At 39.8% G+C, this 14170-nt stretch carries 15 protein-coding genes; 9 read left to right on the forward strand and 6 right to left on the reverse strand.

Annotation, left to right across the window (positions count from 1 at the left end; all coding sequences use genetic code 11):
* The first annotated feature begins 59 nt into the window (after positions 1-59).
* Positions 60-455: an IS200/IS605 family accessory protein TnpB-related protein gene (locus tag A7Q09_RS11510; RefSeq protein ID WP_394346630.1), complete on the forward strand. Its 396-nt coding sequence runs from the start codon at positions 60-62 to the stop codon at positions 453-455.
* Positions 456-604: 149 nt separating this feature from the next.
* Here A7Q09_RS11510 and A7Q09_RS07530 read toward each other — a convergent pair whose 3' ends face one another.
* Positions 605-1441, reverse strand: a complete 837-nt coding sequence (locus A7Q09_RS07530; RefSeq protein ID WP_134390813.1) for a L,D-transpeptidase — start codon at positions 1439-1441, stop codon at positions 605-607.
* A 130-nt stretch (positions 1442-1571) separates the two neighbouring features.
* Between A7Q09_RS07530 and A7Q09_RS07535 the strand changes: the two genes are divergently transcribed.
* Positions 1572-2906: a hypothetical protein gene (locus tag A7Q09_RS07535; RefSeq protein WP_134390818.1), complete on the forward strand. Its 1335-nt coding sequence runs from the start codon at positions 1572-1574 to the stop codon at positions 2904-2906.
* A 27-nt stretch (positions 2907-2933) separates the two neighbouring features.
* Here the strand turns inward: A7Q09_RS07535 and A7Q09_RS07540 are convergent, their stop codons facing one another.
* Positions 2934-3677, reverse strand: coding sequence for a hypothetical protein (locus A7Q09_RS07540; protein WP_134390820.1), 744 nt, complete (start codon positions 3675-3677; stop codon positions 2934-2936).
* Between the two features lie 172 nt (positions 3678-3849).
* Between A7Q09_RS07540 and miaA the strand changes: the two genes are divergently transcribed.
* The 3 genes from miaA (at position 3850) to lpxA (ending at position 7021) form a co-directional block, all read left to right on the forward strand.
* A complete protein-coding gene (gene miaA / locus A7Q09_RS07545; RefSeq protein ID WP_134390822.1) occupies positions 3850-4773 on the forward strand; it encodes a tRNA (adenosine(37)-N6)-dimethylallyltransferase MiaA in 924 nt (307 codons plus the stop codon).
* A gap of 61 nt (positions 4774-4834) precedes the next feature.
* On the forward strand, positions 4835-6145 hold the full coding sequence (hflX, locus tag A7Q09_RS07550) for a GTPase HflX (protein ID WP_134390824.1): 1311 nt from the start codon (positions 4835-4837) through the stop codon (positions 6143-6145).
* Between the two features lie 78 nt (positions 6146-6223).
* Complete coding sequence (gene lpxA / locus A7Q09_RS07555) at positions 6224-7021, forward strand: acyl-ACP--UDP-N-acetylglucosamine O-acyltransferase (RefSeq protein ID WP_134390826.1); 798 nt, start codon at positions 6224-6226, stop codon at positions 7019-7021.
* Between the two features lie 220 nt (positions 7022-7241).
* Here lpxA and A7Q09_RS07560 read toward each other — a convergent pair whose 3' ends face one another.
* The 3 genes from A7Q09_RS07560 to cysK form a co-directional block, all read right to left on the reverse strand.
* A complete protein-coding gene (locus A7Q09_RS07560) occupies positions 7242-7781 on the reverse strand; it encodes an adenine phosphoribosyltransferase (RefSeq protein ID WP_134390828.1) in 540 nt (179 codons plus the stop codon).
* A gap of 30 nt (positions 7782-7811) precedes the next feature.
* Positions 7812-8672, reverse strand: coding sequence for an RNA polymerase sigma factor RpoD/SigA (locus tag A7Q09_RS07565; protein WP_134390830.1), 861 nt, complete (start codon positions 8670-8672; stop codon positions 7812-7814).
* Positions 8673-8848: 176 nt separating this feature from the next.
* Complete coding sequence (gene cysK / locus A7Q09_RS07570; RefSeq protein ID WP_134390832.1) at positions 8849-9817, reverse strand: cysteine synthase A; 969 nt, start codon at positions 9815-9817, stop codon at positions 8849-8851.
* A gap of 110 nt (positions 9818-9927) precedes the next feature.
* Between cysK and A7Q09_RS07575 the strand changes: the two genes are divergently transcribed.
* The 4 genes from A7Q09_RS07575 to A7Q09_RS07590 all read left to right on the forward strand — a co-directional run bounded on the left by A7Q09_RS07575 (position 9928) and on the right by A7Q09_RS07590 (position 13711).
* The gene (locus A7Q09_RS07575; RefSeq protein ID WP_134390834.1) at positions 9928-10665 is read left to right on the forward strand and encodes a metallophosphoesterase; all 738 of its coding nucleotides are present in this window, start codon (positions 9928-9930) and stop codon (positions 10663-10665) included.
* A gap of 42 nt (positions 10666-10707) precedes the next feature.
* A complete protein-coding gene (locus A7Q09_RS07580) occupies positions 10708-11664 on the forward strand; it encodes a glycosyltransferase family 9 protein (RefSeq protein WP_134390836.1) in 957 nt (318 codons plus the stop codon).
* Between the two features lie 83 nt (positions 11665-11747).
* Entirely contained in the window at positions 11748-12524 is a 777-nt protein-coding gene (locus tag A7Q09_RS07585) for a homing endonuclease associated repeat-containing protein (RefSeq protein ID WP_134390838.1), read from the forward strand.
* 101 nt (positions 12525-12625) lie between these two features.
* Entirely contained in the window at positions 12626-13711 is a 1086-nt protein-coding gene (locus tag A7Q09_RS07590; RefSeq protein ID WP_244228603.1) for a transporter substrate-binding domain-containing protein, read from the forward strand.
* A gap of 69 nt (positions 13712-13780) precedes the next feature.
* On the opposite strand, the gene A7Q09_RS07595 is transcribed toward A7Q09_RS07590, so the two are convergent.
* Entirely contained in the window at positions 13781-14107 is a 327-nt protein-coding gene (locus tag A7Q09_RS07595; RefSeq protein ID WP_134390842.1) for a hypothetical protein, read from the reverse strand.
* Positions 14108-14170 lie beyond the last annotated feature (63 nt).

Here is a 14170-nt window from a genome sequence, read left to right on the forward strand (position 1 = left end):
GGCGCGATTGCGAGCAGGTTCTCAGTCGGCGCATCGTCGATTCTGCCTGTTCCGGTACTGTGATTGTTGTTGAAAATCTAAAACACATACGCACACATGCCAAGCAACGTAGGGCAGGCAGCCGACGCCGCTTGCATTTGTGGGCGTTTGCACAATTGCACTCGTTCCTCGAATACAAAGCGGAGGGAAAAGAATGCGTCGTTGTTGGCATCGATCCTCACACTACACCTCACAAATGTGCTCGTGTTGTGGGGATACCCACCGATACAATCGCCAAACACAATCAGGTTTTGTGTGCCGAAATTGGGCTTCGAACTGAACGCCAGGCTAAAGGCGGCTTGCAACATTGCTCGGAAATACCTTGCCGGAGGAGGCGGCATGTCCACTTCCGGCGGGCTGCTGTCAGCCAGCCTATCGTGTCAGCCGTAAGGCTAGGCACACGCCCTGCCCTTTAGGGCTGAGGTAGCTGCCCCATGAAGCCATGAGTATCAATCAACTTTCTAATTAGCTCTTAACTATCGGTAAGGACCAATAAGAGCTCCTCTTTGGAAATAGGTAGGAGAAATATTCAAAGTATTTGTTGTAGAGACATTTGTAAATCAACTCAAGGTTTGTTTTGATTCACAATTAGAAAAGCCTCTGGATAAGCTTGAGACAAAGGGGGGAGGTCCCACTGGATTTGGAGCCTAGCATAATCAGGAATAGAGAGGATCACAATTTTAGGCTTAGCATTATAAGATATCCATCGAATTAATTCGATTAATCTTTCCTTTTCCATTGCGACACAACCAGAAGTAGGGGTATGTTCTCCATATCTTTCGTGAAGGAAAACAGCACTTCCCAAGCCTGGGATAGCATCTGGATAGTTATGTTCTATAAAGACCATCCATTCCAAATGTGGATCTTCGATGCGAAGCCGTTGCTTTTCAAACCATGTTGGAGGAGAAGAAGCTTCAGAAATAGTGACAAGATGGTTATAATGAGCTAAGGTGGGATCTTCGATCCAAGCATCCAGAGGGCTTTTTTTATGGTATAAAGGCCAGCTAGCTCCTAAAGGTAGCTCTTCAGCAATTCCCATGATTAATCCCAAATTAAAGATACCTGCTGGTGTCTTTCCATCTCCCTCTTTTTTTTGTTCTCCTTCCTGTGCGTCGTGCAATCCTCTGCCCCAGGACAAACCATTTCTGCCAATAAGCACGGGGATAAAATCTGACTCAGAGGTCCATTGCCCTCCATCTCCGATTCTTTCAAAAAATCTCATATACCCTTCACAAGAGGTGGGGGTAGGAACGACAACAGTAATTTTTTGTTGTTTAGGAAATTTTGGGGGAAACATTCTTTGGATCTTATCTATAAAATACAAAAGAAAAAGAGAAAAAAGGACAAGTAAAAGGCCTATAAAAAGACTTACAAAAAAAGTTTTGTTAGGACAAGCAGCCATCTTTGATCCAAAGTAGTTAAACTTTTTTTGACAAAAGGGAAAATTGACTATCCAGTCATACCAATGCTCTTTATTGACCTTTGGTACTTATAATCTAAATTTTCTATAAATACTTAAAAAGGATCTCTATATGTTAACAAAAATTGGGAGTGTGCTTGGGGGAATAGTAGTTCTTTTGATGTCATACTTTTCCTTCTCACAAGCCTATCATGAGCACCAATTACAAAAAGCAAAAAAAGAATTTAGTGCTGCTTTTTCTTCCGGATTATCAACTTTACCCCCTGACTCAGAGCAACAAGGAAGGATGAGTCAAGTCCAAGGGCTTCTTGCGGATCCTTCGCACGCTACTGAAGCGACCATTATGCAGTTGCAAATGGCTGCTACAAATTCCAGAAACTATGCTCAATCCGTAAGAAGGACCATCGAGCAAATAAAATCCAAACAAAATGAAATTGCTTCTCGTTACCATGTCAATCCAGATGATCTGATTACCGTTCCTCAAGCTTTGAAACTGGAACAACTCACAAGCAGTGCTGATGGAGCAGACCAGTTTGCTCAGTTTGTAGAAGCTCAAATTCCAATGGTTCAAAAGGCAATTAGTCAGGGAAGAAGAGGAGAAAATTCCAATAAAGAAGAAAGCAATAGGGCTGAAAATAATGCTTCGAACTCATCAGCTTTCAGAGGATACACTGGAGCTGTTGGCTCTTCCTATTATCCTCCCCCCTATTATCCTTATTGGTATCCTCCCTATTGGGCTTATTCTCCTTGGTTTTTAGGTCCTTATTGGTGGGCTCCTCTTTGGTATCCGTGGATAGGTTGGGGATGGGGTGTCGGGATTGGATTAGGATTTTGGGGAGGAGGTTGGGGATTAGGAATTGGAATAGGGTATCCTTTTATCCCTGGAATTTCTCTTGGATTCTTCTTTGGAAGGCCATGGTGGGGAATGCCCTGGTATTCTGTTAGTTCGTTTTACAGGACGACTATTGTTAATAACAATACGATTATTAATCGGAATATGTTCAACACAACAAGGAATTTCGGAACTTGGGGAACTCATTCCTTTAATGGACAGTCCCCTCTAACTCAGGGCAATTGGTCAAGGAATTTTGGTGCTCAATCTTATGGGGCTTCCCCTCATACTTTTACTCAAAGGGCGAATAATCCTGGAAATTCTTTAATAGGACATGGTGGAACATCTTTTAATTCTCCAGCCCTCCATTCATCTCCCTCTCCCATGACTAACTCTAGAGTTGGGGGATCTCAGTTCCATCAAGGGCTTCCAACTAGAAACTGGGCTTCACCCGCTATGAGAGGCTATGGTCATGCTCCCTTTTATGGAGGAGCGCGTTTTCATGGGTATCCAGGGGGTAGAGGAGTTCCCGGCGGCTTCCATGGTGGTGGACCTCATGGAGGTGGGTTTCATGGCGGGGGTGGATTCCATGGGGGTGGCGGATTCCATAGATAGTGGGAAAATACTTTTCCTTAGAACTCTTTAGAGAGAGAGGGTTTCTCTTCGTTTAGGAGTAGAACCTTGTTTTGTATCAGACATTGAAAATCCAATCCAAACAGACCACTTTTCCTGTTCTTTGTCGGTCTTCAGAGAAGAGTTTTTCTTTTCAAATCGGTTCTTTTGGTCTTCTGTTTTTATCCCACTCATGTTTTCTTTTAGGACGGATCGACCCAGTTCCATACATGTCTTCAGAATGTGTTTGGTCAAAGGAGTAAAAAGGTCCGTTTTTACAAAATCCACTTTTGATGAAGAACTTTTCAATTGCTTTTTTGATTGGGCTTTCTTTTTAGCTTGGGAATTCATAGTTTTTGCTGTTTCTGAAGTAGAAGAGATTTTCTGTTTCGAATCAGGCTCTTGAAAACTTTCCTTGGGTGGCTTATTGGGCGAGCGGTTAAGATCTTTGAGAGTAGTTGCGGCTGTCTCTTCTTTAGTGGAAAAGTTTTTATCTATTGGCTGAGATTTTTCTTTCTCTTTATCGCCAGCATTGGTTTTTTTGGATACGTCTTGGCTACGAAAAGAATCATACAGTTCTTTGGCCCAACTAAAAAGATTCGATACTGTCTCATAAAGAGAGCGGGCGCCAGTGATAATTTCTTTCCAATTGAGGAAATTTTGGTCTAGAGTTATTGTTTTTTTGTTGTTCCAAAAGGGATGAAACTGGGCATTTAGATGGTAATTTCCATGCTCCGTGGCGGTAAGTTTGACAGAAAAATGTTTGTAATCCATAAGTTTTTTTTCCTTTCTTTCCTCTAAGAATAAAATGTGTGTTGAAAAATACAAAAGCCTCATTTTTTTAGTAACGATGCAAAGGAATAGAGAGAGCAAGGTCTGGTGGAACTTTGATTTGAACGGATGAATTTAGATTTTTCAAAAAACTGCCCTCCTATGGCATTGGAGAATGCACCAATTTTTTTTTTTGGTTGGTGCGACATCAACTGGGAAAACAGCGATCGCTCATAGAATTGCTGAAGCAACGGGGGTGTCCCTTTTGTCTATTGATTCGATGCAAGTTTATAAAAAACTTGACATAGGGACAGCAAAACCTTCTCTACATGAGAGAATTCGGTATAGGTATGGGGGTATAGATCTTGTAGATTGGAAAGAGTCTTTTAATGTCTTTCTTTTTATCCAATGGGCTAAGGAGTATTTAGCCAAAGAGCTGCAAAAAAAAAGGGCTATCTTAGTAGTTGGGGGCTGTGGTCTTTATTTCCGAGCGATGACTAGGGGACTTTGTGCGGCACCTGCAGCAGATGCTCTGTTGAGAAAGTCATTAGAAAAATTAGATAGGAAAAAACTAATAGAGCTTTTAATACAGATTGATCCTTTAGCCGCCTCTTCTATCGACTGTTCCAATCCAAGGAGAGTGATTCGAGCCATAGAAGTTAAAAAATGTAGTGGCATCTCTATTATTGAATGGCAGCAAAAAACAACCTTTCCGTTGGTGGTTCCTTCATTAGCCTTTTGGATTGATCGTCCTAAGTCAGAATTAGAAATACGTTTAAGAAATAGAATCCAAAGTATGTTTGAAGCGGGATGGGAAAAGGAAACATGCATGCTACTTGAAGAAGGAGGCATTGAGGCAATCGAAAGATGTCAGGCCATTGGTTATAAACTAATTGGCCAGTATTTGCTGCAAAAAGGAAAAAATAAGCTAAAATTGATGGAGGATATATTTAGAGAGCATTGTGCCTATGGGAAAAGACAAAAAACTTGGTTCAAAAGGGAGAATTCTTTAAGTTACTGTTTGTTGAAAAATGAACAGGAAGAATGTTCATTTATTAAAAGTTATATTGAAAAAATAAATTTTTTTATTCGTAAATAAATAAAAAGGTTAATTTTGTCTTAGGAGGAAGAAAAAAAAAGAGATTTTTGAGCAAGCAAGCATGATATCTTTAGTCGAGGAGGAGAAAAAAGAAATAGGTATCCTTGTCGGATTAGATAAAGGAGAGAAGAATTTTGAAGAAGCTTTTGAGGAGTTAGAAGAATTAGCCATTTCGGCGGGTGGGCTTATTATTGAAAGGATTGTCCAGCGGCTCTCTTCTCCAACAGCTCCTTTTTATATTGGGAAAGGGAAAGCAAAAGAGATCGCTGAAATTTGTAAAGAAAAAAAAGTTTCTTTTGTCCTTTTTAATGACGATCTCTCTCCCATTCAATGCCGTAATTTGAGTTCTCTTTTCGGTTGTAAGGTTCTGGATCGAACCCAACTTATTTTAGATATCTTTGCACAGAGAGCAAAGACACGGGAAGGCAAACTCCAAATTGAACTTGCCCAACTTCTCTATCTGCTTCCTAGGCTAACGCGGTTGTGGACACATCTCTCTCGGCAGACTGGAGGAATTGGGACGCGGGGTCCTGGAGAAACCCAACTTGAAGTTGATCGCCGGCGTATCCAGGAAAAGATTCATAGATTAAAAAAAGAGCTCGAGGAGGTAAAGAAAACTCGATTTATCCAACGAAGTAGCCGACAAAAGTCTTCATGGCCGACTGCTTGTCTTGTTGGATACACAAATGCGGGGAAATCCACCCTTTTTAATCTTCTAACCAATTCGAAAGTTCTTGTTGAAAATAAGCTTTTTGCTACCCTCGATCCGACCATTAGACTGTTTGAATTTTCAGGCGGTCAAAAAATATTTCTCTCTGATACCGTTGGGTTCATTCAAAAGTTACCTTTTCATTTAGTTGAATCTTTTAAGGCAACTTTAGAAGAAGTCAAAGAGGCCGATTTATTGATTCATCTGGTAGATATTTCCCATCCTTTATCTGAAAATCAGATTGAAGAAGTTAATAAAGTTCTAGAACAGCTTGGAGCCTTAGACAAACCAACGATTCTGGTCTGGAATAAAATCGATTTAGTGAAGTCCAAGGGACTCATTAAAAGAAGAATCCAAGAATATCCAGGGAGTGTCCCCATTTCTGCGGCAACGGGAGTGGGATGTGAAAAGCTTTTACTTAAAATTGAGCAGTGGTTGAAAACAAAGCGTCGATATCTCTCTTTAAAGTTGCCTGTCGATAGGATGGACATGGTTGCTAAATTTCATCGGGTGGGCTTTGGAGTCGAAACCGATTATCAGCCTGAAGGGATTTTAGTTAATGGATGGATTCCTCTTTCTTTTGTTTCTTCCTTCGAACCATTTAATGTTTTATCTAATGGCCATGAAGGACATGAAAATGGCAATATGAGAAGGATACAATAAGAAAAAAACTCATTTTAATATATTTTTTTCTTCTTTTTTTAGATTGCCTTAAGAGCGCTCAAGGAGAGAAAATTTTTTATGATACATCCAACGGCAATTGTTAGTTCCAAGGCTGAAATTGGGAAAGACGTTTCTATTGGCCCATGGGCTATTGTGGAAGCAGGCTGTTCTATTGGTGACAGTTGTGAAATTCGGGCCCATGCGGTAATAACAGGCAATAGTCAGATTGGGAAAAGAAATCAGATTGGTTTTGGCGCTATTATTGGGGCTGAGCCTCAGGACGTGTCGTTTAAAGGGGGATTTTCTTCGGTTATTATTGGGGATGATAATATCATTCGAGAATATGTAACTATCCATCGTGGTTCGGCCGAATCGTCTGTTACAAAAATTGGGAATCATTGTTTTCTCATGGCTGGAAGCCATGTAGCGCATAACTGTTTGGTGGAAGATCAGGTTGTTTTAGTTAACAACGTTCTTCTTGCTGGCTATGTTCATGTTGGGAAAAGGGCGTTTTTAGGAGGAGCAGCGGTTATACATCAACACGTTAGAATAGGGGAGCTTACGATGATTCGTGGTCAGACCCGGATTGGGAAAGATCTTCCTCCTTATTTTATGGCTGTCGATACGAATGAAGTTTCAGGTATCAATAGAGTAGGATTAAAAAGGGCAGGGATTACGGAGGAAATAAGAAGAAAAATCGAAGAGGCCTACAAGATTCTTTATTTTAGCGGATATAATGTTTCACAGGCCTTAGAAAAAATTGAAAAAGTTTCGCAGTGTAATGAAATTCAAAAACTCGTCGACTTTATTCAGAAGACAAAAAGAGGAATTTGCATGGCGAGGAAAAAAAATAAGAAAGACTTTCAAGAAGAATAAAGCAAGCCGAGGTCTTTAAAGGACAGAAAGAACCGGTTCTTTTGATATGGCGCCTATAAGGGAAAAGTAGCCAAAAAACTGCAATATATCTAATAGTTAAAAAGGCTTAAGAGTATATAGTGCTATCTTTATTGGAGCGGTGTAGAGGGAGATGGGTTTTGATTTTATTTTTTATAAAAGCGGGGGTTTCCCATCCCTTTTAGGAAATAGGGCAGAATCACTAGAACTGAAGAATAGAATAACAAGGAAATGGGAAAAGCTTTTCTCTTCCTTTTAAATCACATAGCTCAGCAAGAAATCCTAACTCCATTAGATTCCCTCCACACTTTTCGATGAGCAAAGCTGCGGTAAGCGCTGTATTGCCAGTTGCCAACACATCATCTATAATGAGAACACTCTCTCCTTTGGTTATGGCGTCTTGATGTATTGTTAAAATTTCTTCCCCATATTCGCTTTTATAAGGCAATTCATAAGTTTTATAGGGTAATTTTCCCTTTTTCCGGATAGGAATAATCCCCACTCCCAAAGAATGAGCTAAAGCTCCTGCAAAAATAAATCCTCGGGCATCGATGGCAGCAATTTTATCAATTTTTTTCTTTTGATAACGGGAAATAAAGATTGTCATTATCAATCTAAAGAACTGTCCCTCACCGATTGCAGGAGTAATATCTTTGAATTGAACTCCCTGACGGGGGAAATTAGGGATATTTCGAATTTTCTCCTTAAGCCTTTCGATAGAGCTACTTAAAACATAGGTCATAGGGAAAAGAGTATTTTTCCTTTATTTCTATTATTTTTTTAAGGATTGTTTAGTGGTAAGACGGTTTTTCCCTTTTTCTTGTTTTTCTAGCTCTTTTCGAATTTTTCGTAAAGCAATATTTTGGAGTTGACGAATTCTTTCCCTAGTTACATGAAATTCTTTTCCGATTTCTTCCAAAGTCATTTGTTCATTGCCTTCTAGCCCAAATCTAAGGCTTAATATTTTTCTTTCCCTTTCATCTAGCTTAGGCAGCAATTCAAGAATAGTATTCTTGAGATTTTGGTCAAGAACAGATTGGTCGGGACTCGTTGCGGATTCATCCTTAACTAGTTCTCCCAAGGATGTGCCATCCTCTTCTTCTCCTACCGTGGCATCGAGAGAAGCGGGTCTGATGGCAATCGTCCTTAACTCGGCAACTTTTGTTGTAGACATGCCAAGTTCTTCAGCTAATTCTTCATCTGTTGGATCTCTCCCAAGAACTTCCGATAGCTGCATGGCTACCCTTCTCATCTTAGCTATCTTATCAACAAGATGGACTGGAAGCCGAATTGTTTTACTTTGATTGGCTAGAGCCCGTTTGATGGACTGCTTGATCCACCATGCAGCATAAGTGCTCAGCTTCCCTCCCTTTGAGGGATCAAAGCGATCGACCGCTTTCATTAGCCCAATGTTGCCTTCGGAAATAAGGTCTGGTAGAGGCAACCCACTATTGGCATAGTCATGGGCTATCTTCACGACCAACCGGAGGTTGGCCTGAATCATTTGCCGTCTTGCCTCTTGATCCCCTTGTTGTATTCTTTTAGCCAATTCCACTTCTTTTTCTTTTGTCAGCAGTGGAATTTGGCTTATTTCCCTTAAATAAAGTTTGAGAGCAGAATCGTTGTTATCCATTGCTTAATATTGATACGCTTAGAATTAGTGAAAAGTTGAGAAGGTAAATAAGAAATTATTGAAAATAACTTACGTTATTTTTATACATTAAGAAAAGCTAAGAATTTTATAATAGTTAATTTGCAGTATAAAAATAATTTTAAAAGTATAACAAGTCAAGGGAAGAATAAAAAAATTTAGATAATACCACCTGCAAATTTTTTCGCTTGCTCTGCAAGGGCAGTACTTAAATATCTTTCGCCTGTACTGGCTGCGATGGCTACAATCAATTTCCCTTTATTTTCTTTGCGCTTAGCAATTTCAATGGCGGCAAAAACAGTAGCTCCTGAAGAAATACCTGCTAAAATGCCTTCTTCGGAAGCCAGTCGTTGAGCCGTAGTGATTGCCTCTTGATCCGTTACTGTAAAGACTTCATCAATTATTTTAAGATTCAGATTTTTAGGGACAAAACCTGCTCCTATCCCTTGAATTTTATGGGGACCAGGCTTTAGAGGTTCCCCTCTAAGAGTCTGAGAAATGACGGGGGAGGCAGCCGGTTCTACGGCAACAGAATAAAACGATGATTTTCTTTTCTTTATTACCTCACTCACTCCTGTAATCGTGCCTCCAGTTCCCACACCAGCAACAAAAATATCTACTTTTCCCTCTGTATCTTTCCAAATTTCTTCGGCAGTAGTCCTCCGATGGATTTCAGGGTTAGCGGGATTGTCAAATTGTTGAGGGATCCAACTATTTTCTGTTTTCGATGCAATTTCCATTGCTTTCTCGACCGCCCCACGCATGCCTTGTTGAGCCGGAGTCAATACCAGACGAGCACCAAGAAGGGCTAGAAGAGTTCTTCGTTCTATACTCATGCTTTCAGGCATGGTTAAAATTAGAGGATAACCTTTAGCAGCCGCTACGAAGGCCAAGGCAATACCAGTGTTCCCAGAAGTCGGTTCAATGATCGTTGTCTTAGCATTTATTTTTCCTTCTCTTTCCGCCTGATCGATCATTGCTATCCCAATACGGTCTTTGACACTGCTCAAAGGGTTGAAAAATTCGCATTTAATAGCTACTTGCGCCTCCAATCCTTGGGTCATTTTATTTAACCGGACCAAAGGCGTCCTTCCTATTGTCTCAATGATAGAGGGAAAAATAAGCATAGAATATACTCTAGTAATAAAATAGACTATCTATAGTCAAGAATATTATTAGTCAAAAAGAAAAACTAAGCAACGGTTTCCTATTTCGAGAAAATTTATTAGATTTGAAAATGAAAATCGCTTTTTTAAGTGACATTCATGGGAATCTAGAGGCTTTGGAATCGGTTCTGGAAGAAATTGCCAAGATAAAAGTAGATAAAATAATATGTCTTGGGGATGTGGTAGGCTATGGGGCCGAACCTTCTCGATGCTTACGAAAGATAAGAGAACAGGCTGAGATCATTCTCATGGGAAACCATGATTATTACTGTTCTTTGCCTCAAATCCCAGAAGCGATGACAAATCAACTGAATCCTATCGCTCTGAAAGCCATACATTTTACCCGGTCGATTTTGTCTAAAGAAGAAAAGCAATTTTTAGCTTCTCTTCCCTTGATTTGGCAAAATGAAGATCTTATGGCTGTCCATTCTAATTTTCGTTCTCCTACCAGCTGGCAATATGTTTTGTCCAATGAAGAAGCAGAAGAGAATTTTCGAGCGGCTTCATTCCGTATAGGATTTTTAGGACATACCCATATTGTAGCTCTCTTTGTACAAAATGATCATTCTGTTTTTCAGTTTCGATTCAAAAGGCTATTTCTAAAAGAAAATTTCCGATTTCTACTTAATGTTGGAAGTGTTGGACAACCAAGAGATGGGGATCCAAGGGCCACTTTTGTCGTTTATCAAACTGAAAATTATGAGGCAACCCTCTACAGGGTTGCCTATGATATTGAAAAGTCTGCGTTAAAAATTAAAAATGCAAACCTACCCATCCAATTGGCCGAAAGACTCCGGTGGGGTGTTTGAAAATTGATTTAGGTATTTAGCGATCCTCTTAGGAACAAAGAAATGAAGATTTTAATCATCAAATTAAGTTCCTTTGGAGATATTATTCAGTGTTTTCCAGTAGCCAGCGGGCTGTTAAAAAAGTTTCTTTCAGCAAAAATCGATTGGGTCACATATGATATTTATCGAGAGCTATTCGATTATCAACCTTCCATTTCTCGTGTCTTTACTATCCCACATTATTCTTCTTGTGGGATGATAGAATCGATTGCTCAGATTATCAAGCTGATTAGGGCGCTTAAGAAAGAGCGTTATGACATGGTTCTCGATCTCCAGGGGCTTTTCCGAAGTGGTATTATCTGTGGTTTTAGTGGAGCAAAAAGAAAGATAGGGCCATGGAATGGGAGGGAAGGCTCTCTTTTCTTTTATAAGGAGCGGATTATGCCTCCTCCTCCTCCAGCTCAAGAAAGATATTTAGAGTTTTTGCGATACTTAGGAATCCAACCCGATCCTTATGCTTTTCAGCTGCCCCTGCTTCCGTCAATTTTAGATATAAAAGACTATATAGTCATTCATCCTTACTCCCGGTGGCCCTCCAAAATTTGGCCTTGGAGGAACTATCAAGCCTTAACCCTACGGCTGCCTCAATTCCACTTTGTTTTTGTTGGGATCGGGCCATGGTTTCCTATCAATGAAGCTAATTGCACGGACCTTCGTGGAAAACTTCCTTTAGGAAAGCTAATAGCTCTATTAGGCAATGCCAAAGCTATGATAAGTGGGGATTCGGGACCAGCTCATCTTGCAGCTGCTTTAGGATGTCCGACCCTTGTGATGTTTGGCCCTACGGATGCAGCAGAATCTCGTCCGATAGGAAAAAAAGTCTTTGTGCTTCAAAGCGATGTTTCTTGTTCCCCATGTTGGCATGCAATTTGCTTAAACAAAGAGTCTCCCTTACAATGTTTGTCAGGCATAACGGTAGAAGTAATTATAAAAAAATTAATGATTCTTTTGGAAAATTAATAGCTTATAAAAAAATTGAATTTATTAAATTTATTTGACAAACGCGATAAATTTAAAATATTTCTTTGAAAAGGTGATTCTATATGAAACCCCAACCAATAGACCAAACTATAAAGAAAAATAAAGAATGGACCGAGGCAGTGGTTCTCGAGGAAATTAAAAGATGGCATGAAGCAGGTAAGCCTCTTTTTTCTCATTACATGAGGAAGCATTATCAGGAACTTCTTGCTGCTGCTGTTCGATATTTTGGCAATTGGGGGAAAGCGGTGGAAGCTGCTGGTCTATCTTATGATGAGATCCGTCGGTACAAAGCCTGGTCGAAAGAAAAGATTATCCAGTTGATTCAACAGCTTTATCGCCAAGGTACTGATCTTTCTTTTCGATCCATGATGCTGGGAGAATACGCGCCTATGGTTTATGCGGCTATCCGGCCCAATTATTTTGGAAGTTGGAAAAATGCACTTCTAGCTGCTGGATTGGCACCTCAGGACATTTATAGATATAAATCTTGGAAAAACGAAAATATTCTTGAAGAAATTAGAAGATTGTATAAAGAGGGTGCGGACTTAAGTTCCAAGCAAATGGAAAAGAATGCGAGTTCTTTAATTGCTATCGCCCGCAGGAGATTTGGCAGTTGGTCTTCGGCAATAGAACAGGCAGGCTTGGATTACGATAAGATTCGTAACCGAAAAAGGTGGTCAAAAGAGCAGATTATTCAAGGGATAAGGGCGTTAAAAGAAAAGGGAATTTCATTAACGAGTACGAAGGTTAGGGAGGTTGATCCTGCTCTTTTTGCAGCCGCTTGTAAAAAGAGGTTTTTTGGGAGTTGGAAAAAAGCGGTGGAAAACGCTTTAAGTTGATTTTTCCCCCATTCCAAAGAAAAAAGGTTGACATCTTTGCAAGAGAAAGTCAAAAGTGACCAGATCTTGCAGACGTGTTAAATCCGAATAAAAAAACTCTCTTGCCAAAGGCTTTATTAAGCTTTCTATTCTTCCTTTTTTCTTTTCACCTACTATTTTTTTGTTCTGCTGAAGTCTCTTCTCATCCCATAAAAACCCATATCAAAATTAGGGTTGCAACCAGAAATGACCCTCCATTTTCCATTCGAGGCATGGATGGGGAATGGGAAGGAATTGCGGCTGACTTATGGAAAAGGATCGCTGCTGATCTCAATATTCCCTATGAATTTATCGAAATGCCCGGTGACCAACAGGCTCTTGTTCGAAGCTTACTGGATAAGAAAGTAGATGTGGTGGTAACCGGGATGGGAATCAACATTGAGCTTTTAAAAAAGCTTGCTTTTAGTTATCCCTTCCTTTCTTCTGGGTTGGGAGTTGCTTATAGGTCAAGTCCAATTAGTTCTCTACAAGCAGTATTTCGGTTTATGCTTAACCCAGAATTTGCCACTGTTGTCTGTGGGATGACATTTCTGACATTGATTGCTGGATTTTTTGTTTGGATTTTTGAAAGAAAAAAGAACCCTCATTTTGGAGGCAGTTTTATTCATGGCATAGGGAATGCTTTTTGGTGGGCTGCTGTTACCATGACGACTATTGGTTATGGGGATAAAGTCCCCAAAACTGTTGGCGGTAGAACGGTAGCTATGATTTGGATGTTTGTTGGGGTGGTCCTATTGTCTTTTTTTACAGCGTGGATTACAGCAGGGGTGGCTTTAGAAAAAGTCAGTTTGGATATTGTTAAAGCTAAAGATCTCTCTCAAATTCGTATAGCTGCTGTAAAAAATTCAATGGGCAGCAGTTATTTAAGAAAAAGGCAAATTCGAGCGATCCTCTTTGATACCTTAAATGGTGCCCTGGAAGCTCTTAAAGAGAAAAAGGTGGATGCTGTTCTTTCCGAATTAGAACAGTTACGATATGTAATTCAAAAAGAATTTGGGGGAGAATTAGAGGTATCTGAAAAAACTTTTTTAAGAATTGATTATGCGTTTGCATTCCGACCTGGAGAAGAAATTCTTCAGCTAGTGGATACATGGATGGTCTCTCATCTCAATGAATTGAAAATATATGAGAACCATGAGAGATATTGACTCTAGGAAAACTTTCCCTAAGACGTTGCTGGTTGGGTTTCTAGAAAAAGCTAATTTGGTTCAAGTTTTTTAAAACAATCGGACACAAGCCAGAACAACAACAAAAAAAAGCCCATTTAGGAGGAAACCAACGATGCAGGAAGGCCGAAACATCTCTTTTAATGAAAGACTAAGACCACCAAACAGGATACCAAAAAAATTAGCGACAAGGCCCAGAAAAGTAAAAAAACCAATCAATGCAGAGCTAAATTCTGTTTCACTCCCACTCGCTCTTAATATCAACTCGCTAAAACCAATTACTATCCAATACAACAAGGTTGCAATTGCTATGAGGAGGCTAATTCTTCTGCTCCAATGAGCCAAATGATCCAAAGACTTTTTTAATGCCTCTTCCATGCTTCAATAATGCAATAAAAATGGAAATTATTCAAGGGCAGAAAATATTAAAAAAACATTTAA

The organism is Methylacidiphilum sp. Yel, from assembly GCF_004421185.1.
Taxonomy (GTDB): domain Bacteria; phylum Verrucomicrobiota; class Verrucomicrobiia; order Methylacidiphilales; family Methylacidiphilaceae; genus Methylacidiphilum.

Coding starts and splice junctions, on each gene's coding strand:
- lpxA (WP_134390826.1), top strand. CDS start 6,224: ATGATACATCCAACGGCAATTGTTAGTTCCAAGGCTGAAATTGGGAAA.
- cysK (WP_134390832.1), bottom strand. CDS start 9,817: ATGCTTATTTTTCCCTCTATCATTGAGACAATAGGAAGGACGCCTTTG.
- A7Q09_RS07565 (WP_134390830.1), bottom strand. CDS start 8,672: ATGGATAACAACGATTCTGCTCTCAAACTTTATTTAAGGGAAATAAGC.
- A7Q09_RS07540 (WP_134390820.1), bottom strand. CDS start 3,677: ATGGATTACAAACATTTTTCTGTCAAACTTACCGCCACGGAGCATGGA.
- A7Q09_RS07530 (WP_134390813.1), bottom strand. CDS start 1,441: ATGGCTGCTTGTCCTAACAAAACTTTTTTTGTAAGTCTTTTTATAGGC.
- A7Q09_RS07575 (WP_134390834.1), top strand. CDS start 9,928: ATGAAAATCGCTTTTTTAAGTGACATTCATGGGAATCTAGAGGCTTTG.
- A7Q09_RS07585 (WP_134390838.1), top strand. CDS start 11,748: ATGAAACCCCAACCAATAGACCAAACTATAAAGAAAAATAAAGAATGG.
- A7Q09_RS07580 (WP_134390836.1), top strand. CDS start 10,708: ATGAAGATTTTAATCATCAAATTAAGTTCCTTTGGAGATATTATTCAG.
- miaA (WP_134390822.1), top strand. CDS start 3,850: ATGCACCAATTTTTTTTTTTGGTTGGTGCGACATCAACTGGGAAAACA.
- A7Q09_RS07595 (WP_134390842.1), bottom strand. CDS start 14,107: ATGGAAGAGGCATTAAAAAAGTCTTTGGATCATTTGGCTCATTGGAGC.
- A7Q09_RS07535 (WP_134390818.1), top strand. CDS start 1,572: ATGTTAACAAAAATTGGGAGTGTGCTTGGGGGAATAGTAGTTCTTTTG.
- A7Q09_RS07560 (WP_134390828.1), bottom strand. CDS start 7,781: ATGACCTATGTTTTAAGTAGCTCTATCGAAAGGCTTAAGGAGAAAATT.
- hflX (WP_134390824.1), top strand. CDS start 4,835: ATGATATCTTTAGTCGAGGAGGAGAAAAAAGAAATAGGTATCCTTGTC.